General features: G+C 70.1%; 25 protein-coding genes. 13 read left to right on the top strand and 12 right to left on the bottom strand.

Translation table 11 applies throughout. From position 1 onward, the window contains the following. Position 1: 1 nt before the first annotated feature. A complete protein-coding gene (locus ACFE76_RS01000) occupies positions 2 to 520 on the top strand; it encodes an Imm26 family immunity protein (RefSeq protein ID WP_375429866.1) in 519 nt (172 codons plus the stop codon). Here ACFE76_RS01000 and ACFE76_RS00995 read toward each other — a convergent pair. From ACFE76_RS00995 to ACFE76_RS00975, 5 genes are read right to left on the bottom strand one after another with little or no spacing between them, the layout of a single operon-like run. Next, positions 492 to 1,931, bottom strand: a complete 1,440-nt coding sequence (locus ACFE76_RS00995; protein ID WP_375429865.1) for a glycosyltransferase — start codon at positions 1,929 to 1,931, stop codon at positions 492 to 494. The two genes, ACFE76_RS01000 and ACFE76_RS00995, sit on opposite strands and share 29 nt — an antisense overlap. After that, positions 1,931 to 3,106, bottom strand: coding sequence for a glycosyltransferase (locus ACFE76_RS00990; RefSeq protein WP_375429864.1), 1,176 nt, complete (start codon positions 3,104 to 3,106; stop codon positions 1,931 to 1,933). The genes ACFE76_RS00995 and ACFE76_RS00990 overlap by 1 nt, the downstream gene beginning before the upstream one ends. Next, a complete protein-coding gene (gene wecB / locus ACFE76_RS00985) occupies positions 3,107 to 4,228 on the bottom strand; it encodes a non-hydrolyzing UDP-N-acetylglucosamine 2-epimerase (RefSeq protein ID WP_375429863.1) in 1,122 nt (373 codons plus the stop codon). It abuts the gene before it with no gap. Continuing rightward, a complete protein-coding gene (locus ACFE76_RS00980; RefSeq protein WP_375429862.1) occupies positions 4,225 to 5,343 on the bottom strand; it encodes an NAD-dependent epimerase/dehydratase family protein in 1,119 nt (372 codons plus the stop codon). Before ACFE76_RS00980 ends, wecB begins: the two co-directional genes overlap by 4 nt. Further along, complete coding sequence (locus ACFE76_RS00975) at positions 5,340 to 6,419, bottom strand: polysaccharide biosynthesis protein (protein WP_375429861.1); 1,080 nt, start codon at positions 6,417 to 6,419, stop codon at positions 5,340 to 5,342. The genes ACFE76_RS00980 and ACFE76_RS00975 overlap by 4 nt, the downstream gene beginning before the upstream one ends. Positions 6,420 to 6,675: 256 nt before the next feature. On the opposite strand from ACFE76_RS00975, the gene ACFE76_RS00970 reads away from it, so the two are divergent. From ACFE76_RS00970 to ACFE76_RS00950, 5 genes are all read left to right on the top strand, one after another. Beyond that, positions 6,676 to 8,238: a DUF1800 domain-containing protein gene (locus ACFE76_RS00970; protein WP_375429860.1), complete on the top strand. Its 1,563-nt coding sequence runs from the start codon at positions 6,676 to 6,678 to the stop codon at positions 8,236 to 8,238. Positions 8,239 to 8,246: 8 nt separating this feature from the next. Next, positions 8,247 to 9,551, top strand: coding sequence for a DUF1501 domain-containing protein (locus ACFE76_RS00965; RefSeq protein ID WP_375429859.1), 1,305 nt, complete (start codon positions 8,247 to 8,249; stop codon positions 9,549 to 9,551). A gap of 133 nt (positions 9,552 to 9,684) precedes the next feature. After that, on the top strand, positions 9,685 to 11,109 hold the full coding sequence (locus tag ACFE76_RS00960) for a hypothetical protein (RefSeq protein ID WP_375429858.1): 1,425 nt from the start codon (positions 9,685 to 9,687) through the stop codon (positions 11,107 to 11,109). A 68-nt stretch (positions 11,110 to 11,177) separates the two neighbouring features. Then, on the top strand, positions 11,178 to 12,746 hold the full coding sequence (locus ACFE76_RS00955) for a polysaccharide biosynthesis tyrosine autokinase (protein ID WP_375429857.1): 1,569 nt from the start codon (positions 11,178 to 11,180) through the stop codon (positions 12,744 to 12,746). Positions 12,747 to 12,782: 36 nt separating this feature from the next. Then, on the top strand, positions 12,783 to 13,352 hold the full coding sequence (locus tag ACFE76_RS00950; RefSeq protein ID WP_375429856.1) for a hypothetical protein: 570 nt from the start codon (positions 12,783 to 12,785) through the stop codon (positions 13,350 to 13,352). A gap of 9 nt (positions 13,353 to 13,361) precedes the next feature. Here ACFE76_RS00950 and ACFE76_RS00945 read toward each other — a convergent pair whose 3' ends face one another. Then, positions 13,362 to 13,532 carry a hypothetical protein gene (locus ACFE76_RS00945; protein ID WP_375429855.1) on the bottom strand — a complete coding sequence of 57 codons (171 nt, stop codon included), beginning with the start codon at positions 13,530 to 13,532 and terminating at the stop codon, positions 13,362 to 13,364. A gap of 370 nt (positions 13,533 to 13,902) precedes the next feature. Here ACFE76_RS00945 and ACFE76_RS00940 point away from each other — a divergent pair, with 370 nt between their 5' ends. The 3 genes from ACFE76_RS00940 (at position 13,903) to ACFE76_RS00930 (ending at position 16,644) form a co-directional block, all read left to right on the top strand. Further along, positions 13,903 to 15,291 carry a glycosyltransferase 87 family protein gene (locus ACFE76_RS00940; protein WP_375429854.1) on the top strand — a complete coding sequence of 463 codons (1,389 nt, stop codon included), beginning with the start codon at positions 13,903 to 13,905 and terminating at the stop codon, positions 15,289 to 15,291. Positions 15,292 to 15,361: 70 nt separating this feature from the next. Further along, entirely contained in the window at positions 15,362 to 16,045 is a 684-nt protein-coding gene (locus ACFE76_RS00935; RefSeq protein WP_375429853.1) for an FkbM family methyltransferase, read from the top strand. Next, complete coding sequence (locus ACFE76_RS00930; RefSeq protein ID WP_375429852.1) at positions 16,042 to 16,644, top strand: hypothetical protein; 603 nt, start codon at positions 16,042 to 16,044, stop codon at positions 16,642 to 16,644. Before ACFE76_RS00935 ends, ACFE76_RS00930 begins: the two co-directional genes overlap by 4 nt. A 72-nt stretch (positions 16,645 to 16,716) precedes the next feature. Here the strand turns inward: ACFE76_RS00930 and ACFE76_RS00925 are convergent, their stop codons facing one another. The 5 genes from ACFE76_RS00925 to ACFE76_RS00905 are packed head-to-tail and all read right to left on the bottom strand — an operon-like array spanning position 16,717 to position 20,732. Beyond that, entirely contained in the window at positions 16,717 to 17,487 is a 771-nt protein-coding gene (locus tag ACFE76_RS00925; RefSeq protein ID WP_375429851.1) for an ABC transporter ATP-binding protein, read from the bottom strand. Then, positions 17,484 to 18,593 (bottom strand): ABC transporter ATP-binding protein, encoded by a 1,110-nt coding sequence (locus tag ACFE76_RS00920; protein WP_375429850.1) that lies wholly within the window; start codon positions 18,591 to 18,593, stop codon positions 17,484 to 17,486. Before ACFE76_RS00920 ends, ACFE76_RS00925 begins: the two co-directional genes overlap by 4 nt. Continuing rightward, entirely contained in the window at positions 18,590 to 19,540 is a 951-nt protein-coding gene (locus ACFE76_RS00915) for an ABC transporter permease (protein WP_375429849.1), read from the bottom strand. The genes ACFE76_RS00920 and ACFE76_RS00915 overlap by 4 nt, the downstream gene beginning before the upstream one ends. Next, positions 19,540 to 20,550 (bottom strand): ABC transporter permease, encoded by a 1,011-nt coding sequence (locus tag ACFE76_RS00910; RefSeq protein ID WP_375429848.1) that lies wholly within the window; start codon positions 20,548 to 20,550, stop codon positions 19,540 to 19,542. The genes ACFE76_RS00915 and ACFE76_RS00910 overlap by 1 nt, the downstream gene beginning before the upstream one ends. 44 nt (positions 20,551 to 20,594) lie before the next feature. After that, entirely contained in the window at positions 20,595 to 20,732 is a 138-nt protein-coding gene (locus ACFE76_RS00905) for a hypothetical protein (protein WP_375429847.1), read from the bottom strand. A gap of 221 nt (positions 20,733 to 20,953) precedes the next feature. Here ACFE76_RS00905 and ACFE76_RS00900 point away from each other — a divergent pair, with 221 nt between their 5' ends. Together ACFE76_RS00900 and ACFE76_RS00895 are read left to right on the top strand one after the other, a co-directional pair. Next, on the top strand, positions 20,954 to 21,796 hold the full coding sequence (locus tag ACFE76_RS00900; protein ID WP_375429846.1) for a hypothetical protein: 843 nt from the start codon (positions 20,954 to 20,956) through the stop codon (positions 21,794 to 21,796). Beyond that, on the top strand, positions 21,793 to 22,485 hold the full coding sequence (locus ACFE76_RS00895) for a hypothetical protein (RefSeq protein WP_375429845.1): 693 nt from the start codon (positions 21,793 to 21,795) through the stop codon (positions 22,483 to 22,485). Before ACFE76_RS00900 ends, ACFE76_RS00895 begins: the two co-directional genes overlap by 4 nt. 105 nt (positions 22,486 to 22,590) lie before the next feature. Here the strand turns inward: ACFE76_RS00895 and ACFE76_RS00890 are convergent, their stop codons facing one another. Further along, on the bottom strand, positions 22,591 to 23,217 hold the full coding sequence (locus ACFE76_RS00890) for a superoxide dismutase (RefSeq protein WP_375429844.1): 627 nt from the start codon (positions 23,215 to 23,217) through the stop codon (positions 22,591 to 22,593). A gap of 146 nt (positions 23,218 to 23,363) precedes the next feature. On the opposite strand from ACFE76_RS00890, the gene ACFE76_RS00885 reads away from it, so the two are divergent. After that, the gene (locus tag ACFE76_RS00885) at positions 23,364 to 24,128 is read left to right on the top strand and encodes an ABC transporter ATP-binding protein (RefSeq protein ID WP_375429843.1); all 765 of its coding nucleotides are present in this window, start codon (positions 23,364 to 23,366) and stop codon (positions 24,126 to 24,128) included. Further along, entirely contained in the window at positions 24,104 to 25,693 is a 1,590-nt protein-coding gene (locus ACFE76_RS00880; RefSeq protein ID WP_375429842.1) for a hypothetical protein, read from the top strand. Before ACFE76_RS00885 ends, ACFE76_RS00880 begins: the two co-directional genes overlap by 25 nt. Positions 25,694 to 25,720 lie beyond the last annotated feature (27 nt).

Here is a 25,720-nt window from a genome sequence, read left to right as displayed (position 1 = left end):
AATGGCGCGCGAACCGAGGATCAAGGTTGGCGATGTTTTCATTCTTCCGACCAACGACGGTAGAAACGTTGTGGGTCAAGTGGTCGCACTCGGAGAGCAGCCGCAGCTGTACTACCTCGCGGTGTTCGACGAGGTGATTTCTCACGACACGCCCGTGGAACGCTTCTTGGAGGCGACCAGTTCGCCGGTTCTGTTCTTCGGGCTCTCGATGAACGCAAAGTTCAAGGCCGGCCACTGGACCATGATCGGCAACAAGCCGGTGGCCAGCAACATCAAGCTCCCTGCGTACAAGGAGACCGTCGGCTTCCCTCCCAAGTGGGAGGTCGTCGACTACACGGGAGCTAAGCGACGAAGAGCGACTGAGTTGGAGGCCGAGCTGCTGCCTTACCGCAAGATTGTTTCACCGATGTATTTCGAAGTCGCGTTGCGGGCGCATCTCGGCTTGGAGCCGTGGAATGACGTCTTCAATACGATCCTGCCACAAGGAGGAGTTAGTTCAAGCGACCTTTTCGAGCACTAGATGACTGATTCTTGGTGATGTGACTGGAGTGGCGGCCGTGATTTGAGGGCGAGGGTGTCCAGAGTTGGCGTTGGATACCCAACTCGAGCCAGGAGACCCTCGGGGACGCTGATCCAGAGGCGGCGGAACCGTCGGGCGGTCGTGACGACCGAGTCGACCGAGCGAGCCGCAGCAACCGTGACCCGGCCCGGTCCGGCGGCGGAGAAGCGGATACGTCATCGTCTCCTAAGGTCAGGTTGTGGAGGAAAGTGGCTAGCCGCTCACCCTGGTGGCGCTGCGAGCGGGTGGTGACGACGAAGCGGGCGGCCTCCTGGGCCCGCAGCCGACGTTGGTCGGCGGGCACCGCCAGCAGCGCGTCGAGGGCGGCGTTGACGCCGGCGGCGCTGTCGTCCTCGATCCAGTCGAGGTGGGCTTCGTAGTCGGCCGGGATACCGGGCAGCCGCGTGGAAAGCACGGGTACCCCGCTGGCCAGGAACTCGATCAGCTTGGACGGGAACGAGTAGGGAACGAAGTCCTGGTTCACCGGACGGGGCTGCACCAGCACGTCGGCTGCTGCGTAACCCAGGGCCACCTCCTCGCGGGGGACGAACTGGACGGGCAGCACCCGCGGCTCCTTCCGCGCCACCTCGTCGAGCCAGTCGCTCAGCTCGCCCCGGCCGTAGAGCTGCAGCCGGGTGCCGTCGGCCCGGGCGAGGACGGCGTCCACCAGCAGGTCCACCCCGTAGCTGCGGGAGAGCCCGCCCGCGTAGACCAGCAGGGGCGCCTTCTCGTCGCTCCGGGTGGTACGCGGCACCGGGACGCTGCTGCAGATTCCCTCCAGCACCAGCGCCGGAACGCCCGGGGCGAAGTCGCTGGCGAGCGCCGCGGTCAGGGCGACCACGCCCCGGACCCGGATGAGTGCGGCCCTGGCCAGTCGCCGGTCGAAGGCGTGCAGCCGGCGACGGAATGAGCCCTCGTCGGGTAGTGCGACCCCCGGCGGGTCGGTCAGGATCACCGCGACCGGGAGGTCCAGGACTCGCTGGACCAGCAGGCCGAACGCCAGAAAGGGGGTGTGCACCCCGTGCACCAGCAGAACGTCGGGACGCCACCGACGCAGCCGCGCTGTGCCGCGGGTCAGGCACTGCACCAGCCGGGTCAGCTGTTTGACCCCGAGCACGTTGACGAAGCCGAGCAGCTGGCCTTCGGCGCCGCCGTCGACGAACCGACGGCTGCGGAACAGCAGCCGCGGCTGGCCGGGATAGCTCGAGACCGGCATCGTGGACAGCAGCGTCATCGTGACCCCGGCGGAGGTCACGGCGCCGAGGACGGCGTGGGCGAAGGTAGTGGTCTGCACCTGCGGGTTCGGGTCGGCGGTGAGGTTGGCGCGGGCGATCTCGTCCGGCACCGTGAAACCCAGGAACGTGACGCGCATCAGCGTCCGAGCAGCTGGCGGTAGACCCCGTCCCAGGCTTGGACCATGTGCTCCAGGGAGTAATGCTGCTCCACGGTCCGTCGGGCCTGCATCCCCAGCCGGTCGCGGAGGTCGGGGTCGGCGACCAGCCGGTCCAGCGCCCGGCGCAGCGGCTGCGGGGCGCCAGCCGGGACGAGCAGCCCGCCGCCGTAGGACAGGACCTCGACGTTACCGCCCACGGCCGTCGCCACCACCGGTAGGCCGGCCGCCATGGCCTCGATCAGCGCGTTCGACAGGTTCTCGTGCAGCGTCGGAAAGACGAAGAGGTCGGCGGCGGCCAGGTAGGGCCTGACGTCGCCCTGCTGGCCGACGAGGAGCGTCCGGCTGCCGGCCCCTGCGTACGCGGCCTCGACCTCGGCCCGGTCCGGCCCGTCGCCGACGATGAGCAGCGTCAGCGCGGCGGTCGCGGGCGTACGGAGGGCCTCGGCGAGCACGAGATGACCCTTTTCGACGCTCAACCGACCGACGAGGATCGCCACCACCTCGTCGGCGGCCAGGCCGAGCGCGGAGCGGGTGCTGAGTCGGAGGTCCGCAGGAGGCCGGGCCAACCCGACACCGTTCGGCACGACCGCGCGCAGCCGACGGCGGAAGGGTCGCAGGAAGCTGCGCTCACTCATCGACTGGCACATGGTGACGACGTCGGTGCTCAGCAGCAGGGTCAGCGGCTCGAGAACCTGGGCGACAACCAGAGCCCGCAGCCGGTGCGGCGGCCGCTGCAGGTCGCGGACCGAACCGTGCACGCTCAGCAGCACCCGGGGGGCACCGCCGAGCCGAGCGGCGAGCGCGCCGTGGAAGCCCTCGTTGCCGAGACCGCGGACGTGTACCAGTTCGGCGTGCTCGCTGCGCACGCGGCGGGCCCAGCGCCAGACACGGCCGAGGTCGACCCCGCCTGTGGCGGTGTCTTGGTGCATCGGGACGAACCGGTACCGCTCGGCGAGCGCGCTGGTCTCCAGCCGGGCGAGGGCGGTGGCCGGCCCGCCCTGGCTGGGGGAGCCGAAGGAGTGCTGGACCACGACCGGTCGATCCGACGCGCGGTCCGGACGAGACCGTACGGCCGACGGGCGACGGTCGCGTCGGGCGATGAGATCGCGGACCCGGGTGGCAGCGTACGGGCCGCGGGCCAAGACCAGGCGCACCTAGGCTCCCGGCCGGATGCCGGCCCAGGCGTGGTGGCGGTGGGCGGTGGAGAGAATGAACCGGACGACTCGCTCGGAGGTGTCGGCCACCTGGTAGTCGATGGGCACGGTGGGCCGGACGGACGCCTCGGTCACCAGGGTCACGGCCGCTACGACCTCGGCGGCGTCGAGCCCGGTCATCACGATGCTGCCGGTGTCGAGGGCCTCGGGACGTTCGATGGAGTCCCGGAGCGTAACCGCGGGAAACCCCAGCACGGACGACTCCTCCGCGATCGTGCCGGAGTCCGACAGCACACAACGCGCCGACAGCTGGAGCTGGTTGTAGTCGAAGAAGCCGAACGGCTCATGGAAGGTGAGGCCGTCGAGCTGTGCCGCCGCCGTATCCAGGGCAGCGAGCCGCTTGCGCGTCCGGGGATGGGTGGAGACGACGACCGGCAGACCGAAGGTGCGGCGGATCTCGCGGAGGCAGTGCAGCAGGGCCTGCAGCCGGGCGGGGGCGTCGACGTTCTCCTCGCGGTGAGCGCTGACCAGGAAGTATTCGCCTCGCTCCAGGCCCATCCTGTCCACGACGTCGGAGGCGGTGATCTGGTCCAGGTAGGCGTCGAGCACCTCACGCATCGGCGATCCGGTGAGCAGGATCCGACGAGCTGGTAGCCCTTCGGCCAGCAGATTGCGCCGGGCGTGCTCGGTGTAGACGAGGTTGAAGTCGGCGACGTGGTCCACCAGCCGTCGGTTGGTCTCCTCGGGGACGTTCTCGTCGAAGCAGCGGTTGCCTGCCTCCATGTGGTAGACCGGGATCCGCATCCGCTTGGCCATCACCGCCGCGATGCTGCTGTTGGTGTCGCCGAGGACGAGCACCGCGTCGGGGCGTTCCTCGCTCAGCACCCGCTCGGTGCCGATCAGGGTCTCACCGAGGACATGGCCGAGCGAGCTGGTCGTCACGTTCAGCAGGTAGTCGGGCGCCCGCAGCCCGAGCTCGTCGAAGAAGACCTGGTTCAGCAGGTGGTCGTAGTTCTGACCGGTGTGCACCAGGACGTGCTCACAGGCCTCGTCCAGCCGCCGCAGGACCCGGGAGAGCCGGATCAGCTCGGGCCGCGTCCCGACGACCGTGACGACCTTCACGGCACGTGGGCGAGCTGGCGTTGCCGCACAGGCTCGGGGTAGGTGTCGGGGTGCGCCGGGTCGAACAGCTCGTTGGTCCAGAACAGCGTGGTCAGCGGCGTGGACCCGGTGTTGGTGATGTTGTGCACCCACATCGTGGGCATGTCCACCAGGCAGGGCTGCTCGCCGTCGACATCGAAGCCGACCACCTCGTCGTGCAGCACGCGGCGCAGCTCGATCCGGGCCTGGCCGTCCAGCACCACGAAGCGCTCCACCTTGCGGAGGTGGAAGTGCTCGCCGCGGGTGATGCCCGGCAGCGTCGTGCTGACGAAGGTTTGCCCGCCGCCGCCGGGAGAGCGGACGACCTCGGTCAGCGCGCCACGCTGGTCGGCGCGGCGCAGCAGCGGGCGCGGCGAGCCCGCCGGGAAGGCCGCGCTGCGCAGCATGTTGAACAGCTCGAGGTGCAGCGGGTCGGTCAGCTCCGGCAGGTCGGCGTCGTGGTAGCCGCGGTGCAGCTGCTGCAGCGTGGCCAGGACCGTGATCACCGAGGTGTCGTGGCCGCCAGGGTGCAGCTGGGTGCTCTGTGGCTCGGCGAGCGCCCGGAGCAGCACCTGCGCGGCACCCTGCGCGTGCAGCAGCGTGATCGGCCGGTCGGCGACCTGGGGTGCGTCCCCGCGCAGCACGGCGTCGACGAAGGTGGCGACGAAGGAGTTGTAGCGCGGCCGACCGTGCTCGCCCAACAGGTTCGGCAACAAGACGTCGACGAAGACGGTGCCCACCTCGGTCGCGGCGGCCGCCAGCACTGTCGCGGCCTCGGCCTTGGCGCTGCCGTACGGGCTGGTGGTGAGGGCCTGGACGGAGTTCGCGTACACCAGGTGGGTCGGCGGCCGCTCGGCCCGGCGGACGGCCTCGGCCAGCTCGTGGGCCAGCGCGAGGTTGCCGTTGACCACCTCGTCTTCGCTTCCCCGGTTCACCCCGGCGAGGTGCAGGACCGCGTTGGCGTGGGAGAGCAGCTGAGGCAGATCCGTCCACCCCGACCGGTCGACAGCGACCAGGCTGTGCACCCTCTCCGCGCGGACGCGCACGCCCACGTGCCAGCCGAGGAACCCGCCGGCACCCGTGACCAACACCTTCATCCGGTGGGAACCATCAGCCGCTCGAACTCTGGTAACCGCTGCAGGAGCGCCTGGGTCTCCGCCACGTCCATCCGCTGGGTGTTCTCCGAGGTGTAGTCGACGTTCCGGCTGGCCTCGCGGTCGCCCTCGTCGAAGTACAGCTCGTACTCCAGCGACCGGGCGTCCAGCGGGATGCGGAAGTAGCTACCCTGGTCCTCGCTCTTGCCCATCTCCTCGCGGGAGAGAAGCGTCTCGTGCCGCTTCTCACCGTGCCGTGGGCCGAGGATCCGGATCTCCGGGTCGTCGTCGCCGAGCAGGCCGGCGACGGCGCGGGCGAGCACCTCCACCGTGCAGGCCGGGGCCTTGCGGACGAACAGGTCGCCCGGCTCGGCGTGGTGGAAGGCGTACTCGACGAGGTCCACCGACTCGGTCAGGCTCATCAGGAAGCGGGTCATCCGGGGCTCGGTGATCGTCAGCGGCCGCCCTGACTGCACCTGCTCGACGAACAAAGGAATCACCGAGCCGCGGGAGTACATCACGTTGCCGTAGCGGGTGATCGAGACGGTCGTGCCCGACTGCGGACGGTTCCGGGCGAAGGCCTGCGCGGTCTTCTCCATCAGCGCCTTGGACATCCCCATCGCGTTCACGGGGTAGACGGCCTTGTCAGTGCTCAGGCAGACGACACTGCGGGCGCCGCCGGCCGCCGCGGCCTCGATCACGTTGTTGCTGCCGACAATGTTGGTCTTCACCGCCTGCTGCGGGAAGAACTCGCAGCTGGGGACCTGCTTCAGCGCCGCGGCGTGGAAGACGTAGTCGGCTCCGGCCAGCGCGTCGCGGGTGCTCTCGTAGTCCCGCACGTCACCGAGGAAGTAGCGGATCCGCGGGTCGGCGAGCTTCTTGCGCATGTCGTCCTGCTTGGACTCGTCCCGGGAGAAGACGTGGATCCGTCCAACGTCACGGCTGAGGAGGTAACGGGCCATCGTGGAGCCGAACGATCCGGTACCACCGGTGATGGCGACCGTCGCTCCGTCGAGTGCGCCCGGGACATCAGGGGACGGCGGTACGAGGGTCGGGTCTGGCGGGGGTCCGGGGGGCACGATCGTCCTTCCACGCTTCAGCTATGTGCTGACCGTGCGGCGGCTCCCCCGAGTCCACAGGTCGTCCTGGTGACGTTCGTGATGCTAGCGCATCGCCCGCGCCCCCGGAACTGCCGCTCTGAGGCCTGCTCGCCTGCGTAGCTGACCGGTCTACGGCACTGGGACCCGGGTCGAAGGACTCTGGGAGCGGGTCCGACCGGCCGATAATCTTGCGGTCAGGCCGGGGGCAGCGACGAGATCAAGACGTGGAGCGAACGTGAGCGCAGCAGCCCCGACGACGGGCGGGGGGACCGACGACCTCGCTCTGCTCGAGCAGGAGCGACCAGCCAGCCGCAGTCGGCGCGCCGTCCTCTTCGGGGCAGGGACGGGCGCCGCACTGAGCGTCGGCGCACTCACGGAGACGGCGGAGGCGGCCACGGCCGACCCGGTGCTGCATCTGCTGCGCCGGGCGACCTACGGGCCCACCCCGGCCCTGGTCAAGCGCGTCCGGGCCCAGGGCACCACGGCGTGGTTGGAGAGTCAGCTGAAGCCCGCCTCGATCAAGGACGCCAAGATCGACTCCCTCATGCCCCGCTGGCCGGGGCGGGACTGGACGTCGCTCCAGGTACGTCAACAGCTCGACTCCGTCGAGCGCTGGGCCTTCATGTACGGCGTCGTCGAGCGTCACATCGCCCGGGCGATCTGGTCGGAGCGGCAGCTGCTGGAGATGATGGTCGGGTTCTGGACGAACCATCTCGTGGTGCCGGTGCCCACCGCCGAGGTCTACGACAGTGCTCACCTGTACCAGCGCGACGTCATCCGTGCCCACGCGCTCGGTCGCTACTCCGACCTTCTCTGGGCGGCCGTCCGGCACCCGGCCCTCCTGCGCATCCTGGACCTGGCCAACAGCACGAAGAACGCCCCCAACGAGAACCACGCCCGCGAGCTCCTGGAACTGCACACTGTAGGCGTCGGTAACTACGCGGAGCCCGACGTGATCAACGCTGCCTGTGCCCTGACCGGCCTTGGTATCGACGACCAGACCGGTGCCTACGTCTACCGGCCCCAGCAGCACTGGGTGGGAGCGGTCAAGGTGCTGGACTGGTCGCACCCCAACGCCTCCGCCGCCGGCGAGCCGGTGGCCAAATCGCTGATCACCCATCTCGCCCGTCAGCCCGCCACCGCCCGGCGGATCGCGACCAAGCTGGCGGTCCGGTTCGTCTCGGACAACCCATCGGCGTCGCTGGTGGACAAGCTGGCCAAGACATATCTCGACCAGGACACCTCCATCACCGCTGTCCTGCGGGTGCTCTTCACCAGCCCCGAGTTCGCCCGGTCGGCCAACCAGAAGGTCCGTACGCCGTTCGAGGACGTCATCGCGACGCTCCGCGTCCTCGGCGCGCAACCGGACGCCTCGGGTACCGCAGGGCTGCACACCATGATCGGACCGCTCCTGCGGATGGGCCAGCTGCCGATGAACTGGGCGGCTCCGGACGGCTTCCCGGACACGGCCGACGCCTGGACCACAACGTCGACGACTCTGTGGCGTTGGAATTTCCACGTCGGTGCCGTCGTGTCGTGGAACGGCACCGCGCTGCCCACTCCCAAGCCCCGTTCGCTGCTGCCGACCACGCTGCCCAAGACCTACCGGGCCCTGCTCGACGGGCTCGCCGCCCGGCTGTGCCTGACCCCGCTCAGCGCCAGCCAGCGTGCCGCCCTGTGCCGCTACCTCGACCACGCGCCGACCGACCGCGTGCGTTCGACGGACCCGGTGACGTCGTGGCGGCTGCCCCACCTGGTCGCCGTCCTGCTCGACTCGCCCAACTTCACCACCCGCTGAGGACCGCCATGACCAGCCCACGACCGAACGCCGCCCGCAGCGACCTGGGGTGCGGCTGCGACGAAGGACAGCGCGCCGCTGCAACCATCGGGCGACGCGGCTTTCTCGCCGGGGCCGGGGCGCTCGGTGTCGCGGCGGGGCTCGCGAGCACCGGCATCACCACCCAGCTGGCGTGGGCCGACCCCTCCTACAGCGGGGACACCCTCGTCGTCCTCAGTCTGCGGGGTGGGTTCGACGGCCTGTCCGCCGTCGTCCCCGTCGGTGATCCCGGTTACGCCCCGGCCCGTCCCACGATCGCGGTGCCGGGCAGCCGGGTGCTTCCCCTGGACGGCATGTTCGGACTGCATCCCGCCCTGTCCCGGCTGCTGCCGCTCTACCGGTCCGGCTCGTTGGCCTTCGTCCACGCCGTCGGGCAGCAGGTCCGCACCCGCTCGCACTTCAAGGCGATGGAGGAGATGGAGAGCGCTGAGCCGGGATCGTCGCTGCGCCGCGGCTGGATCGACCGGATGGTCGGTGTGTCGGGATCGCCCTCGACCTTCTCGTCGGTCGCCATGGGCACCGGCGGCGCGCCGAGCTCGATGCGCGGACCCGTGCCCGAGGTCGTGATGACGGATCTGGAGAGCTTCAGTCCCGTGGCACCGAACCTTCCCGGTGAGCAGCAGCGCCTGGCGAGCGTTCTCACCGCGCTACACCGGAGTGGTCCCGAGGTGCTCAGGACCGCAACAGCAGCGACCCTGGCGGCCACCACGGCGGCCCGGCAAGTCCGCGCGACCGCCCCCGACCTGGCCCCGGCCGCCAGCTATCCCGACACTCCGTTGGGACGTTCGCTGCGCGAGGTCGCCCGGCTGGTCAAGGGCAGGGTCGGGCTGCGGGCGGTGACCGTCGACGTCGGGAACTGGGACATGCACGTGGGTCTCGGCTCCAGCGACCGTGGCTGGATGTTCAACCAGCTCAGCGAGCTGGGCGCGGCCCTCGCCGGGTTCGCCGCCGACCTCGGGGACCGGCTCGACGACGTGACGCTGGTGACCCTGAGCGAGTTCGGGCGGCGCGTCGCCGAGAACGGCTCCGGTGGGGTGGACCACGGCCACGGCAACCTGGCCATGGTCATGGGCGGCGGTGTCGTCGGTGGACGGGTCTTCGGCCGCTGGCCGGGCCTCGGACCAGACCAGCTCGACGACGGCGACCTGGCCAGCACGACTGACTACCGCACGATCATCGCCGAGATCCTCGAGAAGCGGTGCCGCCTCTCGACGGGTACCGTTTTCCCGTCGCTGGGCAGCGACCGGCTGGGCCTGGCGCGTCTCCGCTCCTGAGCCGCCCGGCACCGGGGGCTGCCACGCCGGGCGATTCGTCGGTACGCTGGGCCGAGCCGAGCTGACGCGATCGACCGTGTCGGCGGGCATTTTCGTCGGGCTCGGGGCCGGGGATGAAAGGTTGAGGATGCCTATGCCCCAAGCGCCGATGCCCCAAGCTGCCTTGCCGCCCGCCCAGGTAGCCCGTGGATCGCGATCGCTCACCCTGCCGCTGCGGCTGTCGGTGGTCTGGCTGGCTGGCACCTACGTTCTGTTCGTGCTCTTCGGTGCCGTCGCCGAGGTGGCCAACCTTGGCAGGCTCACCGCGTTCGTCGCGGGCACCATCCTCTCCTTCAGCTTCGGCTACCTGCTCAAGGCGAGGTCATACGCCGCACGGCCGCTGCCGTTGCCACCCGCCGAGCTCTCGCCCGCGCAGACGAAGCAGGTGCGGGCCCTGGCCCTGCTCAGCGCTCTCTACTTCGCGACCTACGGTCTGTCGCTACTCGTGGAGTACGGCTTCCGAAGCCCGGGTGCGGTTCTGGCGGCCCTGCTGGACCCCGGTCACGCCTACCTTGCCAAGTTCGAGGTGTACGCGGCGCAGGAGGCGCTCGGCACGAAGAACCCGGTCGTCCAGGTGGTCACGCTGGTCGCAGTCCTGTCGGCGCCCCTGGTCCCGTTCCTCATCCTCTACTGGCGTCAGCTCAGCGTGCCGATCAAGGTGCTCGGCTTTGTCGGGCTCGGGCTGTACGTCTCGTACTTCCTGGCCATCGGTACGCTCAGCGGGCTGGGGACGGTGCTCATCTTCGCGGGCGTCTCAATGATGGTGGCGAAGGCGCGGAGCCGGCACCTGACGGGACGGCGCCGTCCTGGCCTGACCGTCGCTGTCGCGCTCGCGGTCGCCGTCTTCGTCGGCTACATGGCCTTCAACCAGTCGGCCCGCCTCACGGCCGTCGGCGTGGCCGGGCAGTGGGAACCGAACCCGGTGGTGCGGACACTGGTGGGGGATGGCCTCGCCCGAGGGCTCACCGTTGTGCTGTCCTACCCCACTCACGGCTACCAGGGACTCGCCTACAACCTGGAGACGCCGTTCACCTGGACCCACGGTCGGGGCTCCTCGGTGGCGGTCGACAGCTACCTCGAGCAGTACGGCTTCGGTCCGAGCGTGTACGACACGACCTACCCGCGGCTGACGGAGGCGAGGACGGGATGGCCGGCTGGACAGCGATGGTCGACCATCTACCCCTGGCTGGCCTCCGACCTCACCTGGCCTGGTGCCATCGCTTTCATGTTCGTGGTCGGTTGGTGGACCGCGCGGTTCTGGTTCGAGTCGGTGGTGCTCCGCAGCAAGTTGGCCCTGCTGCTCTTGTGCCAGCTCGCTGTGCTGATCCTCTTCGTCCCAGCCAACAACCAGATCGGGATCGGCCGGCCGTCGATGATTGCTTTCACCTCACTCGTGGTCGCTTATCTGCTGCGCGGCCTGCACCGCCGACTTGCCCGCAGCTACGCCTCGGTGTCGCCGACCGTGACCGCGACTCCTCCGGTCCTCGAGAGCGCGCCGGGGGGCCGAGGCTCTCGATGAGCAGCACTCCCGGAGAGGTGTTTGGCTCTTGCGCGGCTGGGCCGGCTGGGCCGAATGTGTGATGATCGGTGCACGTCTTCGGGGGAAGACACCGTCCTCTGCTCGAAGGATGTCTTGTGAACCTCCATGACTACGCGGTTATCCTACGCCGGCGCTGGAAGATCCTGGCGATAGTCGTTCTCTCCGTGCTGGCTGTTGCCGCTGGCTTCACGCTGGCGCTCACGCCCCAGTACACAGCCAGTACCCGGCTGTTCTTCGCCGTGCAGGGGACACAGTCGACCTCGGAGATGGCGGTGGGTTCCGCCTTCGCCGAGAACCAGATGAAGTCCTACCGGGACGTCGCCACGTCCCCGCTCGTGCTTGAGCCGGTGATTCGCAAGCTAGGTCTGCAGGAGACCTCCGACCGGCTCGCCTCCCGCGTGGTTGTCACGGTGTCGCCCGACACCGTGATCTTGTCCATTGCGGTAACGAACCCCGACCGTGAGCTGGCTGCGCAGATCGCCAACGCCGTTGGGGCTCAGGTAGCCCAGGTGGCGGTGTCGCTCACTCCACCGCGCGCCGACGGGGAAGACGCGGTGCGGGCGACCATCGTCGCACCGGCCCAGGTGCCTCGCGTCTCGTCCTCGCCCCATGTGACGCTCAACCTTGCCCTTGGGCTGGTGCTCGGCCTGATGGCCGGCTTGGCCACTGCGCTCCTACGCGACAGTCTCGACACCAAGATCCGGTCGGCCAGTGACCTTCGCAAGCTCACCGACAGCCCTCTGCTGGGCACTATCGCCTTCGACCCGTCGGTGGCCCAGCACGCTGCGGTGGTCTCCGATCTTCCGCTGAGCCCCTCCTCGGAGTCGATCCGACGGCTACGCACCAACCTGCAGTTTGTCGCCACGGGAAGCGGAGCCAAGCGGGTAGTCGTGACCTCGTCGCTGCCGGGGGAGGGCAAGTCGACGACCTCCCTGAACCTTGCGGTGGCTCTGGCAGACGCTGGTTCCCGAGTAGTTCTGGTGGATGCGGACCTGCGCCGGCCGTCGATTGCCGAGCACGCGGGCATCGAGGGCCGGGTTGGGCTGACGACCGTCCTGATCGGGCGCGCCAAGGTGGAGGACGTGATCCAGACCTGGCAGGACTCTCACCTCGACATCCTGCCAGCCGGCCAGGTGCCGCCCAACCCGAGTGAGCTGTTGGGCTCGAAGGTCATGGCCGACCTGCTGGACGACCTGGCGCGTCGCTACGACGTCATCCTTCTCGACAGCGCCCCTTTGCTTCCGGTGACCGACGCTGCGATCCTGAGCAAGCTAGTCGGCGGCGCCTTGGTCATCGTCGGGGCGGACCGTATTCACCGACCGCAGCTCGTGGAGTCGCTCGAGACGTTGCGCGCTGCCGGAGCTGCGGTTTATGGACTAGTGCTCAACAAGGTTGAGCGTCGAGGAGTAGACGGCTACGGGTATGGCTACGGCTACCAGCCCGACTCCAGCGAAGGCCGTGCACCCACTCCGCTGCGAGCGCCCGAGCCTGCCTGGTCTGCTCCCGGCGGCGGCGGTACGGATATTGGGCGAGGGTCCGGGCCCTCAGTGACGAAGGAGTCCGAGTCAGGTTCGAGTCGCTGGCACGGCCTGCTCAGCGGCCGCAGCCACGGCTGACCCGACGATCGAGTTTCCACGACTGACGGTGCGGGCATGACGCAGCTGATGGTCCTCTGCGTGTGCACGGGTAACGTCTGCCGCTCCCCGGTCCTCGAGCGGCTGATCGGTGCTCGACTCGGGTCTGGTGCTGACGTCAGGTCAGCGGGGACAGGGGCGCTCGTCGGTCAGCCGATTTCCCCGCCCATGGACACATTCCTGGCCGAGGCCGGTGCCGATCCCGGCGGCTTCGTGGCCCGCCAGCTCGAGGAGCGTCTCGTGCGCCCGGCCGAGCTCGTCCTCACGCTCACCGCCTACCACCGGGCAACTGTGGCCGAGCTCTGGCCTGCGTCGGTCCGCCACACGTTCACGGTCCGTGAATTTGCACGTGCACTGGCTCGAGTCAGTCCCGAGCTCCTGCCGGCTGCTCCGCTGGTCGAAAGGCTGCGAGTTGCCATCCCACTCGCTGCGGCCAGCCGCAGGCCGCCGCGATGTCCGGACAGCGACGACGTCCCAGACCCCTACCGGCGAGGGCCTGCTGCCTACGCGACTGCTTTCGCCGCCATCGACGACGCCGTCACCCGGATCGTCGGTGCTGTGGCGGCACCTGCTAGCCCAGCTGCCTGAGCCCGACCCTCACGGCGAGGGCGTTCCCGCCGGCCGTCCGCAGCCGAAGCTGGTCCCCAGGGAGTCGAGAAGCCGGGCGCTGATCAGCTCGACTCTGGCCGACGAGGTTTTTTCGAAAGCCTGCCGCACCTGCCCAGCAATGTCGGTGTCGACGCCGGCCAGGGCTGCGACCGTCAGCACGGGGACGGTTCGGACCAGCTGCCCATGGCCGCGACGTAGGAGACCTGTGACCGGGCAGCTCCGGGATCTCTTGCTGGGCGTTCGCCAGGGCTGCGAGACTGAAGCCGGATCGAGCCGCTGCAAGACCTGAGCATCCCCTGGAGTCGGGTCCGCGACCGGTTGGACAATGAGTGGCCGCACTCGAACGGGATGCCGAGCAGCGACTCCACGTGGTTCGGAGGTTATCTCCAGCAGACCCGAAGCGCGCGGCCTCACCGGGCCCGATGTCAGTGTGTCTGGTTCGCCACAGCGAGGTCACAGCGCGTGAACAGCCGCCGCCGGCAGGGTGGACCGCGTTAGGACCTTGCTGCCGTCCACCCGAAGGACCATCGTGTCGTCTAGCCTCCGCGTCCGCACCCGCCCTCCCGCTCTGCCGCGGACGACCCGGTGGCCCCGGGTCGTGCTGGTGCTCGTCGTGGCCGCCGCCGTGGTCGTCCGCTGGCAGCTGGTCGACGTCCAGACCGGTGACTACCGGGCCTTCCTGCTGCCCTGGTACAACGAGCTGGCCTCGGGCGGGTTCAGCGCCTTGGCCGGGAACTTCTCGAACTACAACACCCCGTACCTGGTGCTGCTCTGGCTGATGACCCACCTGCCGCTCACCCCGATGGTCGCGATCAAGGCGCTGTCGGTCGTCTTCGACCTGGTGCTCGCCGGCTTCGTCTACGCGATCATCCGGCACCTGCGGCCGACCGGGCAGTGGCGGCCGGTGGTCGCCGCCTCCGTCGTACTCCTACTGCCGACCGTGGTGATGAACAGCAGCGCTTGGGCCCAGTGCGACGCGATCTACGCCGCGTTCGGCGTCGGCAGCCTCTACTTCCTGCTGCGGCGACGGCCCTGGCTCGCCTGCGTGATGTTCGGGCTGGCGTTCGCGTTCAAGCTGCAGGCGATCTTCTTCCTCCCCGTGCTGGTGGTGGTCCTGCTCCTCCACCGGCACCGGTTGGTCACCCTGCTGGCCGTACCCGCCGCCTTCCTCGCCGCGCTGGTCCCCGCGCTCGTCGCCGGCCGCAGCCTGGCCAGCCAGCTCGCGATCTATCCCGCCCAGATCTCCGACACCGGCGGTGCGGTCGGGACGGGCCGCAGCGCCGGGGCCGGCGCCGGCCGGGGCGGCTTCGGCGGCGGTGGAGTCCCCGGCGGCGGTCGCGGTACCGGCGGGGCGGGCGGCTTCGGCGGTGGCGGCGGTGGCGGCGGGAGCGGCGGGTTCGGCGGCGGCACGACGTCCAGCAGCACCCTCACCCGCAACGCGCCCACCTGGTACGCCTGGCTGCCCTCGGACGCGGGCACGATCTGGAAGTACGTCGGGCTCGCCCTCGCCGCAGCCGTCGTGCTGGCGTTCGGCATCTGGCTGCTGCGCCGGCACCGGTCGCTCACCGGCGCTCAGACCCTGCTGCTGGCCGCGACGGCCACCCTCGTCGTGCCGCTGCTGCTGCCGCAGATGCACGAGCGCTACTTCTACCTCGCCGAGGTCCTGACCGTCACGGCGGTCTTCGTGGAGCGGCGGTTCCTGCTGCCCGCCGCCGCGATCCAGCTGGCGTCGGTCTCGACCTATCTGGAGTACCTGGGCCAGGGCGAGCTGATGCCACTGGGCCTCGCCGCCGCGGTCGCCCTGCTCGGGGCCGGGGCGGCGGTGGTGCTGCTCGTGGTCGACCTCAGACGACCGCCGCTCGAGCGGACCGAGGTCAGCGCCACACAGCCCGGAACCGGGTCGCTCCTGGTCGGTTGAGCCCGGCCCGGCGACCCGTGGGGCCGAGCCGACCTGACGGCGCTGGCGCTCGGGGACTTACTCTGCCGGGATGAAGGTTTTCCTCGACATCGGCGCGCACGTCGGCGAGACCCTCTCGGTCGTGCTCGATCCGCGCTGGCAGTTCGACCGGATCCACTGCTTCGAACCGGCGCCCGCCTGCTGGGCGCCGCTCCAGCAGCTGGCTGACGAACGGGTGGAGCTCCACCGGTTCGGCCTGTGGAAGGAGACCACGGCTCTGGTTCTGCATAATCCGGGCGCGATCGGCGCATCCGTCGCCGCCGACAAGGATCCGGTGCAGCAGTCGACGGAGTGCGCGTTCGTGGACGCAGGGGCCTGGTTCGCTGAGCACGTCGACGCCGCCGACGTCGTCTACGCCAAGGTCAACGTCGAGGGAGCCGAGGCCGACATCGTCGACCGACTGGTGGAGACGGGGGAGATCGCCAAGATCGACCACCTGGTGATCCATCTCGACGTCGTCAAGTCGCCGAGCCTGCGGGCCCGTGAGCCGCTGCTGCGCGCTCAGCTGGCCGCCAGCGGCGTCGACGTGGTGCCGGCGGACGAGATCATCTTCGGTGGCGCCACCCGGGGCGCCCGGAACTGGCTGCGCTGGTTGGACTCGACCTCCCCGCTGCGGGACCTTCGCTACAAGACGCTCCAGCAGCGGTGGGAGCGGCTGCGGTTCCTCCTTTACCCGGCCAAGCAGTGGCTTGTCGCCAGGGCCCGGACTCGGTGACGCGGCACCCGGCGACGCCGAGCTCGGCGGACTGGTCCGGTCCGGGTACGGACGCGTTCGCCATCCTCTGCGTCTGCACCGGCAACATCTGCCGCTCGCCGGCGGCGGAACGCTTGCTGGCTGCGCGGTTGGGACCTGACGTCGTCGTGTCCTCCGCCGGCACCCGTGCTCTCGTCGGCCAGCCGATCTCACCGCCGATGGACATCCTGATCGCCGAGGCGGGTGGGGATCCTGGGGGCTTCACCGCCCGCCGACTGACGGAGCGGTTGCTCGCCCCGGCCGACCTGGTGCTCGCCCTGACCACCGCACACCGCGGGGAGGTCGTCGACCTCTGGCCCAAAGCGGTACGGCGCGCGTTCACGCTCAAGGAGCTCGCCCGGCTGCTGGGTGCGGTCGACGCCGCTGCGCTGCCGGCGGTCGGGGTGGGGAAGCGGCTGCGGGCCGCGTTGCCGCTCGCGTCGGCGCAACGCCGTCCGGTCAGGCTGCCCGGGGGTGACGACGTGGCCGACCCGTACCGCCGTGGTGCGGACGCCTACGCGCGCTCCTTCGCCGAGATCGAGGAGGCGGTGGCGGTGATCGCTGCGGTGCTGGTGCCGTGAGGTGGAAGAACGCGCAACCCCTTCGGGGCCCTCGACGGGCTCGGGACGCGTATTGCTCGGTCCGGTGCGCCCTCAGGCCGAGTCGTGCAGCGTGGGCACGTCGCTCAGCAGCCGCTGGGTGTACGCGTGCTGGGGCCGGAAGATGACGTCCTCGGCCTGTCCCTGCTCGACCATCACGCCGTGCTCCATCACGAGCACCCGGTCAGCGACGTAGCAGGCCTGGCCGATGTCGTGGGTGATGAACAGCACCGTCATGCCTAGCTGGTCGCGCAGGTCGGTGAGCACGTTCAACACGTTGACCCGCAGCGAGGCGTCGAGCATCGAGGTGGCCTCGTCGGCCACCAACAGCTTGGGCCGCATCATCAGCGCACGAGCGATCATCACCCGTTGCCGCTGACCGCCGGAGAGCTCGTGCGGGAAGCGGTCGAGCACGTCCGGGGCGTTCAGGCCGACGTAGCCGAGCGACTCCTCCAGCCGCTCCTGGCCTACCCGGTCATCCAGCAGCCGGCTCGACCGGGCCAGCAGCCGGCGCACCGTGAAGAACTGGTTGAACGCCGAGAACGGGTCCTGGAAGACCGCCTGCACGTCCTTCCAGTAGTCGGTCCGTGCCCGCGAGCTCATCTTGCTGACGTCGGTACCGCGGAAGGTGAGCGAGCCGGAGGTGATCGGCATCAGCCCCAGCACCATCCGGGCCAGCGTCGACTTGCCCGAGCCGCTCTCACCGACCACGGTGACGACCTCGTTCTCGGCCAGGGTGAACGACACGTCCTTCACCGCCTCGACGGTGTTCTTGCCGTGCCCGAACGTCTTCGAGACACCCTTCGCCACCAAGACGTCGCTCATGCCGACACCTGGGTCTTCTCCGTGGGCGTGGCTTCGGGCTCGGGGGCCCCCGGGTCGTCCAGGGCGACCACCGGGTCGGCCGCAGCGAGGGTCTCCGAGGTGACCGCACCGATCGGCACCGACTCCCCGGGGTGCTTCTTGGCCCAGAAGCAGGTGGCGTAGCGCAGCTCGTCGCCGATGTGCGGCGGCTCTTCTTCTCTGCACTCCGAGTACGCGACGCCGCACCGCGGGTGGAAGCGGCAGCCGGACGGTGGGTTCGCCAGGTTGGGCGGGGCGCCGGGGATGCCGTAGACGCGCATCGCGCGGTAGCGCGGCTCGGGCACCAGGACGGCGCTGAGCAGGGCCGCCGCGTACGGGTGCCGCGGCCGCTCGGTGATCTCGGCCGCGTCGCCGACCTCGACGATCTTTCCGGCGTACATGATCGCGATCCGGTTGCTGACCGTCCGCAGCACGGGCAGGTCGTGGGTGACGAAGACGACGCCGGCCATGATCTTCTGCTCCAGCATCTGCAGCAGCATCTCGATCAGCGCCTTCTGCGACGACACGTCGAGCGCAGAGGTCGGCTCGTCGGCGATCAGCAGCCGCGGGTTCAACAGCGTGGAGATGATGGTCACCGTCCGCTGCTTCATGCCGCCGGACAGCTGGTGGGGGTAGGAGTCCAGCACCCGGACGGGCAGGTCGAGGGACTTCAGCCGGTCCCGGGCCCGGTCCAGCGCCTCGTCGGGCTTGGTGCTGCGGTCGTGCGCCCGTACGACGTCGACCACCAGGTCGCGGACCCGCTGGGTCGGGCTGATCGAGTTCATCGCGCCCTGGGGCAGCAGCGAGACGACCGACCCGCGCCAGGTGCGGGGGATCTTGCTGCGCGCCCCCAGCTCCTGCCGGAGGCCGTCGACCTCGAGCGTGCCGCTCTCGACGTAGAGCGGCGGCCGGGTGGTCAGCGACAGGATCGCCCCCAGCGTCGACTTGCCGCAGCCGGACTCCCCGGCCACCCCCAGCACCTCGCCCTCGTCGATGTAGACGCTGACGTCGTCGACGGCGAAGACCTGCCGGCCATCAGGCGTGCGGTAGGCCGCGCGCAGGTTCTCGGCGTTGAGCAGGCGGGTCATCGGTGACCTCCGGCAGGGGCAGCGGCGGGGGCTTCGACGATTCCGGTGGCCCCGACCGGGGTCGGAGCGGCGGCGGGCACCTCGGCGATGCCGCCCCTCACCACCTTGCTGAGCCGACCGCGACGCAGCCGCGGGTTGAACACCTCGTCCAGGCTCGACTGCAGCAGCAGCAGGGAGAACGCGATCAGCGTCAGCATCACCGTCGGGGGCAGGAAGGCCCACCAGGCGTCGGTGCGGATCGCCCCCCACTGCAGCGCCCAGTAGAGCATCACGCCGAGGCTGGTGGTCCCGGACGGGCCGAGGCCGAGCAGGCTGAGCGCCGCCTCGGCCAGGATCGCGCCCGAGACCTGCAGCACGAACGCCATCACGACGTAGCTGAGCAGGTACGGCAGCACGTCCCGGGTCAGGATCGAGAGCCAGGAGGCGCCCGAGAGCCGGGCGACGTCGATGTGCTCACGGGACCGGATGCTGGTCGACTGGGCCCGCACCGCCCGGGCCATCCACGGCCAGGAGGTGATGCCGATGATCAGGGCCAGCGAGAGCGAGCTGCGGTTGTTGAGGGCGATGCCGAGCAGGATCACCAGCACGATCGACGGGATCGCCAGCGCGACGTTGGTGAGCCCAGAGATCAGGTCGTCCAGCCAGCCGCCCTGGTAGCCCGCGATCAGCCCGAGGGTCAGGCCGATCGTGCTGGCGATCACTCCGGCGACCAGCCCCACCAGCAGCGAGGTACGGGTGCCGTAGACCAGGTTCGCGAGCACGCTCTGGCCCTCGTTGTCGGTGCCGAGCAGCATCTGCAGGCCCCCGGCCGGTGGGTCGTACAGGCCGCCGATCACCGAGTCGGGGTCGGTCTGCACCACGAACGGCCCGATCAGCCCCACCACCAGGGTGAAGAGCACCAGTCCGGCCGCCACCCAGAACCGGGGGGTCAGGTTGACCGCTCTCATCAGCGTTCTCCACTCTGTGCGGCCCGGATCCGGGGGTCGATCAGGCCGTTGACGATGTCGACGGCGAAGTTGGCCAGCAGCACGGCCAGGGTGATGATCAAGGTCACGGCCGAGATGACCGGGTAGTCGACCTGGCTGATCGCGTTGAACAGCAGGGTTCCGACGCCGGGGTAGGAGAAGACCAGCTCGGTGACCAGCGCCCCACCGACCAGGCCGCTGATCGACAGCGCGAGGCCGGTGATCTGGGGCAGCATCGCGTTGCGGAACACGTACCGGGTGATCCGGTTGTCGCTCAGCCCGAGGCCACGGCCGTAGTTCACGTAGTCGGCGCCCAGCTCGTAGATGGCCATCGACCGCATGCCTACCGCCTGGCCGCCGATGAAGACGACCACCAACGACCAGAACGGTAACCAGAAGTAGGTGATGGCGTCACCGAAGAAGGCGGCGCTGAACTCCGGACTGAGCCCGAAGGAGTACGCCCCGCCGATGGGCAGGATCCCCAGCTTGGCTCCGACGATGAAGAGCAGCAGGATGGCCAGGCAGTAGTAGGGGATGGAGGTGGCGAACAGCGACGTGACGAAGGCGCCACGGTCGAACCAGCCACCACGGAAGGCGGCCATGGCGCCGAGGACGTTCCCGACGATCCAGCCGATCAGGATCGCTGGCACCTGGAGCACGATGCTCCAGGGCAGGGCCTGGGCGACGAGGGTGTTGACCGAGGCCGGGTACTGCGCGAACGACGTCCCGAAGTTCCCGTGCACCAGCTGGTTGAGATAGATCAGGAACTGCTCCCAGAGCGGCTTGTCGAGGCCGAACTCACGGTTGTAGTTCTCGTAGATCTCCTTCAGCTGGTCACCGCCCACCCCGCCACCTCGGGACAGGTTGCTGATGATCGAGTCCACCGGGTTGCCGGGGATCAACCGTGGCAGGAAGAAGTTGAGGAGCAACGCCACCACGAGGGTGCCGAAGAACCACAACAGTCTCCGTCCGAGATAGCGGCTCAGGCCCATGATCAGCTCGTCCTCTCGCGTTCCCTGGAGTACCTGGTCCCGGCCTACGTTCCCACCTTCTTCACCTTGAACCGCCAGGTGATGCCCGCACCCTGCCACATCGGCGGTGCGCAGGGTTCTCCGACGTCGGGAAGCCGGTCCAGCTGCTCGTTGAGCTCGTCCAGCTCCAGCGGCCGGTACATCGGGCGCGCACGATCCCGACAGGTCTCATGACCGAATCGCCTCGCTCTCCATCGAACGTTCCCAGGTCAACCCCTCACTTCACCGGCTCGGTGTCAGTGGACCTCGGCTCCCCGAGGCCAGTTCTTCGTGGGTTCCTCGTTCGCGGGAGCGCTCTGACCCCGAACGACTCTCTACCGCGCCACATCGCACGCTCCAGACAGGCACGGGCAGAATGCGAGCCATGCAGCTGAGCAGGTTGACCTCGACGTGGACTGCTCTGGGTGCGACGCGTTCGCGGCTGGCCAAACGGGACCTGATCGCGGCGGTGCTCCGTGACGCCGACGCCGACGACGTGGAGATCGTCGTCAGCTATCTGGCCGGCAGCCTGCGCCAGCGCCGGACCGGCGTCGGCTGGCGTTCGCTGCAGCAGCTCCCGCCGCCGGCGGCCGAACCGACGCTGACGGTGCAGGAGGTCGACCAGGCCTTCGCCGACCTCGGCGAGCTCGCGGGCGCCGGGTCGACCAGCGCTCGTACGGCGGGGGTCGTGGCCCTCTTCGCCCGGGCCACCGAGACCGAGCAGGCCTTCCTGCGCGGCCTGGCGTTCGGCGAGCTGCGCCAGGGCGCGCTGGAGTCGCAGGTGCAGGAGGGCCTCGCCGCCGCGTACGGGGTGCCGGTCGCGGCCGTCCGGCGGGCCGCGATGCTGAGCTCGTCCACCCCAGCCGCGGCCGTGGCGCTGCAGGCCGGTGGTCTGCCGGCGCTCGAGGCGATCGGGCTGCGGGTCGGTACCGCGGTCCAGCCCATGCTCGCGGCCAGCGCGCCCGACCCGGCCGCTGCTGCGGAGCGTACGCGCCTGCCGGCGATCGCCGACGTCAAGCTGGACGGGGTACGGGTGCAGGTGCACCGGTCGGGCGGGGAGGTCCGGGTCTTCACCCGCAGCCTGGACGACATCACCGCCCGGCTGCCGGAGGTGGTCGCGGTCGCGCGCAGCCTCGGCCCGGACCAGCTGGTGCTGGACGGTGAGGTCCTGGCGCTGCGCCCCGACGGCGCACCCGAGCCGTTCCAGGTGGTCGCGTCGCGACGATGAGCGGCGCCCCCGACCCGACCGGACCCGGCGCCCCCGACACCGCCCCGTTGCGGGTCTACTTCTTCGACCTGCTGCACCTCGACGGCCGGGACCTGCTCGACTCAGCCCTGACGGAGCGGCTCGCCGTGATGGCCGAGGTGCTCCCGGCGGAGCTGCAGGTGCCGCGCCGTCGCTGCGAGACCGTGGACGAGGTCGCGGCGGCGTTCACCGACGCGGTCGGCCGCGGGTTCGAGGGCATCGTGGTGAAGAACCTCCACGCGCCGTACGCGGCTGGCCGGCGCGACGCCGCCTGGGTCAAGGTCAAGCCCCGGCACACCCTCGACCTGGTGGTGATCGCCGCGGAGTGGGGACACGGCCGCCGCCAGGGTTGGCTCTCCAACCTGCACCTGGGGGCACGCGACCCGGTGACCGGCGGTCTGGTGATGCTGGGGAAGACGTTCAAGGGACTGACCGACCAGCTGCTGACCTGGCAGACCGAGCAGCTGCTGGCGCGCGAGGTCCGGCGCACGGCCGGCACGGTGTACGTCGAGCCGTCCCTGGTGGTGGAGATCGCCATCGACGGCCTGCAGGCCTCCACCCGCTATCCCGGCGGCGTGGCCCTGCGCTTCGCCCGGGTGCTGCGCTACCGGCCCGACAAGTCTGCTGCCGACGCCGACACGCTCGAGACCGTCCGCGCCCTCGGGATCTGACGCGTCCCGAGCTTGTCGAGGGCCCCGAAGGGGTTGCGCTCACTCGTGCTGCGGGTCAGCGCAACCTCGTCGAGGGCCTTCGACCAAGCTCAGGGCGCGGAGGGCTCAGAAGGGGGCGATCAGGCCGACGGTCTGGGCCTTCGCGGCGGCGAAGCGCTTGGCGGCGTCGCCCCAGTTGACGACGTTCCACCAGGCCTTGGCGTAGTCGGCCTTCACGTTCTTGTACTGCAGGTAGAACGCGTGCTCCCACATGTCGAGCAGCAGGATCGGGATCTGGCCGAGCGGCAGGTTGCCCTGCTGGTCGAACAGCTGCACCACGTTCAGCCGGGCGCCGAGGATGTCGTAGACGAGCATCGACCAGCCGGAGCCCTGGATGGCGTTCGCGTTGGCCTCGAACTGGGCCCGGAAGGCGTCGAAGCTGCCGAAGAACTCATCGATCGCCGCGCCGAGCTCGCCGTCGGGCTTGTCGCCACCGTCCGGGGACATGTTCGGCCAGAAGACCGAGTGGTTGATGTGCCCGCCGAGGTGGAAGGCGAGGTCCTTCTCGAGCTTGTTGATGTTCCCGAACGAGCTGCCCGCACGTGCCTCGGCCAGCTGCTCGAGCGCGGTGTTGACGCCCTTCACGTAGGTGGCGTGGTGCTTGTCGTGGTGCAGCTCCATGATCTGCCCCGAGATGTGCGGCTCCAGCGCGCTGTAGTCGTAGGGGAGGTCGGGCAGGGTGTAGTCAGCCATAAGGTGTTCCCTTCGTCTTCTGACGCGGCGTCAACCGCTCTGTCCGCCACGCTACGCCGACCGGCCCGGCCTCAGTTCGGCGGGCCGTACGGGCGGGACCCGACCAGCGTGCCGGAACTGTCTCCTCGCAGTGTTTGACTGCATGCATGACGTCGGCACTGTCCCTGGTCGGGCTGACCAAGTCCTTCGGGCCCAAGCGAGCGGTGGACGGCCTCCACCTGGAGGTCCGCCGCGGCTGCCTCTTTGGCCTGGTCGGACCGAACGGGGCCGGCAAGACCACCACCTTGTCGATGGCCACCGGACTGCTGCGCCCGGACGCGGGGACGGCCCGGGTGCTCGACCGCGACGTCTGGTCCGACCCGGCCGCGGCCAAGGCGCTGATGGGGGTGCTGCCCGACGGGCTCCGGCTCTTCGACCGGCTGAGCGGCGGCGAGCTGCTGCACTACGTCGGCCGGCTACGCCGGGTCCCGGCCGAGGCGATCGAGCTGCGGTCGGCCGAGCTGCTCGAAGCGTTGGGGCTGCGCGAGGACCGCGACACCCTGGTCGTGGAGTACTCGGCGGGGATGACCAAGAAGATCGGGCTGGCCTGCGCGCTGATCCACGCGCCCCGGCTGCTGGTGCTGGACGAGCCGTTCGAGGCCGTGGACCCCGTCTCGGGTGAGGGAATCCGCTCGATCCTGCGCGGCTACACCCGCGACGGCGGCACCGTCGTGCTGTCCAGCCACGTGATGGAGCTGGTCGAGAGCCTCTGCGACGAGCTGGCCGTGGTGGCCGGCGGCCGGGTGCTCGCGGCCGGCACCCTCGACGACGTACGGGCCGGCTCGACGCTGCAGCAGCGGTTCCTGGAGCTGGTCGGCTTCCACGCGGTGGGGGAGGGAGGTCTGTCGTGGTTGCGCTCCTCGTCCAGCTGAAGCTGACCCTGCTCCGCAACAGCCTGCGGCGCAGCGTCTGGCGAACCGTTGGGCTCATCCTCGGCGGCGCCTACGCCCTCGGCCTCGTCGCGGCGGTGCTCGCCGGGATGGTCGCGCTGCGCTTCACCTCCGCCGTCACCACCGGCAACGTCACGGTGCTCGCCTTCTCCGGGCTGAGCGTCGGCTGGCTGCTGCTCTCGCTGCTGGTCTTCGGGGTGGACGAGACGGTCGACCCCGCCAAGTTCGCGCTGCTGCCGGTCCGCGCCCGCGACCTGCTGCCGGGACTGCTGGTGGCGGCGCTCGTCGGCGTGCCGGGCGTCGCGACCGTCCTGGTCGGTCTCGGCCTGGTGGTCGCCTGGAGCCGCAGCGTGCTGCTGGTCGTGGTGGCGCTGGTCGCGCTCGTCCTCGGCGTCACGACCTGCGTGCTGCTGGCCCGGGCCGCCACGTCGGCGTTCGCGGCCAGCCTGTCCTCGCGGCGCTTCCGCGACCTGGCGTTCGTGGCGCTGGCCCTGGTCGGGGGCGCCTTCGCGATCGTCGGCAACCTGATCAGCGGGGTCGTCCGGCTCAGTCCAGACCGGTTGCGTGCCGTGCTGGACGCGGCCGCCGGCGTCGCGGGCTGGACGCCGTTCGGCTGGGCCTGGACGGTGCCTGCCGACGTCGCCCGCGGCCGCTGGCTTGCGGCCGGGCTGCACCTGCTGCTCGCGGTCGGGCTGATGGTGGCGCTCTGGTCGGCCTGGGGCTATCTCCTGGGTCGGAGGCTGGTGGAACCGGTCGAGGCCGGCGGCGCAGCCGTCCGGGTCCGCCGGAGCAGCATCGTCGACCGGCTCTACCCGGCCACCCCGGCCGGCGCGGTCGCCGCCCGGACCTTGCGCTACTGGCGGCGTGACCCGCGCTACGTGGCGGCGGTCGCGGGCTTCCTGATCGGCCCGGCCGCGATCCTCGTGGTGTCGCTGACCTCACCCGACACCAGCCCCGTGATCGGCGTTCTCGCCCCGAGCGTGCTCGCGCTGCTGGTGGGCGCCAGCATCGCCGCCGACCTGTCCTTCGACGGCAGCGCGGTCTGGACCCACGTGACCGCCGGCCTGGACGGCACCGCCGACCGCCGAGGCCGGGTGCTGTCCAGCCTGACCGTCTACGGCTCGCTGCTGGTCGTGATGGTCGGCCTCGCGCTGGTGCTGACCGGGGAGTGGCGGTTGCTGCCCCTGTCGGTCGGGCTGGCGGTCGCGTTCCTGTGCGCCGGTCTCGGGGTCGGCTCGGTGGTCGGGGTGCTGTGGCAGTGGCCGGCCCCCGCGCCCGGCAGCAACCCGTTCGCCCGGAACGGGACGGGTGGGTTGGCGTCGGCGCTCTCGTTCTCGGTCACCACCGCCGGCACCATGGTGCTGACGCTGCCGACCCTCGTCCTCGCGGTCGCCTCCATCTGGGTGCCGTGGGCCGGCTGGGCCGCGTTGCCGGTCGGGACCGTCAACGGGCTGATCGTCTTGCAGCAGGGAGTGGTCCGCGGCGGTCGGCTGCTGGACCGCCGCTGGCCCGAGGTGATGCTGGCGGTGTCCGAACGCAGCGGCTGAGGGTCCGCCCCGCCGACGCCAGTGGAA

It is taken from the genome of uncultured Friedmanniella sp. (assembly GCF_964244005.1).
Classification (GTDB): Bacteria; Actinomycetota; Actinomycetes; order Propionibacteriales; family Propionibacteriaceae; genus Microlunatus.
Note: the sequence above shows the minus strand (reverse complement) of the source record. Positions and strands in the feature narration are given on the sequence as shown.

Bases quoted from the DNA above. Each gene is read 5' to 3' on its own strand.
- ACFE76_RS00980 (WP_375429862.1), bottom strand. From the start codon at position 5,343: ATGAAGGTGTTGGTCACGGGTGCCGGCGGGTTCCTCGGCTGGCACGTG.
- ACFE76_RS00995 (WP_375429865.1), bottom strand. From the start codon at position 1,931: ATGCGCGTCACGTTCCTGGGTTTCACGGTGCCGGACGAGATCGCCCGC.
- ACFE76_RS00935 (WP_375429853.1), top strand. From the start codon at position 15,362: ATGAAGGTTTTCCTCGACATCGGCGCGCACGTCGGCGAGACCCTCTCG.
- ACFE76_RS00925 (WP_375429851.1), bottom strand. From the start codon at position 17,487: ATGAGCGACGTCTTGGTGGCGAAGGGTGTCTCGAAGACGTTCGGGCAC.
- ACFE76_RS00950 (WP_375429856.1), top strand. From the start codon at position 12,783: ATGACGCAGCTGATGGTCCTCTGCGTGTGCACGGGTAACGTCTGCCGC.
- ACFE76_RS00965 (WP_375429859.1), top strand. From the start codon at position 8,247: ATGACCAGCCCACGACCGAACGCCGCCCGCAGCGACCTGGGGTGCGGC.
- ACFE76_RS00920 (WP_375429850.1), bottom strand. From the start codon at position 18,593: ATGACCCGCCTGCTCAACGCCGAGAACCTGCGCGCGGCCTACCGCACG.
- ACFE76_RS00960 (WP_375429858.1), top strand. From the start codon at position 9,685: ATGCCCCAAGCGCCGATGCCCCAAGCTGCCTTGCCGCCCGCCCAGGTA.
- ACFE76_RS00910 (WP_375429848.1), bottom strand. From the start codon at position 20,550: ATGGGCCTGAGCCGCTATCTCGGACGGAGACTGTTGTGGTTCTTCGGC.
- ACFE76_RS00885 (WP_375429843.1), top strand. From the start codon at position 23,364: ATGACGTCGGCACTGTCCCTGGTCGGGCTGACCAAGTCCTTCGGGCCC.
- ACFE76_RS01000 (WP_375429866.1), top strand. From the start codon at position 2: ATGGCGCGCGAACCGAGGATCAAGGTTGGCGATGTTTTCATTCTTCCG.
- ACFE76_RS00905 (WP_375429847.1), bottom strand. From the start codon at position 20,732: ATGTACCGGCCGCTGGAGCTGGACGAGCTCAACGAGCAGCTGGACCGG.
- ACFE76_RS00890 (WP_375429844.1), bottom strand. From the start codon at position 23,217: ATGGCTGACTACACCCTGCCCGACCTCCCCTACGACTACAGCGCGCTG.
- ACFE76_RS00900 (WP_375429846.1), top strand. From the start codon at position 20,954: ATGCAGCTGAGCAGGTTGACCTCGACGTGGACTGCTCTGGGTGCGACG.
- ACFE76_RS00915 (WP_375429849.1), bottom strand. From the start codon at position 19,540: ATGAGAGCGGTCAACCTGACCCCCCGGTTCTGGGTGGCGGCCGGACTG.
- ACFE76_RS00895 (WP_375429845.1), top strand. From the start codon at position 21,793: ATGAGCGGCGCCCCCGACCCGACCGGACCCGGCGCCCCCGACACCGCC.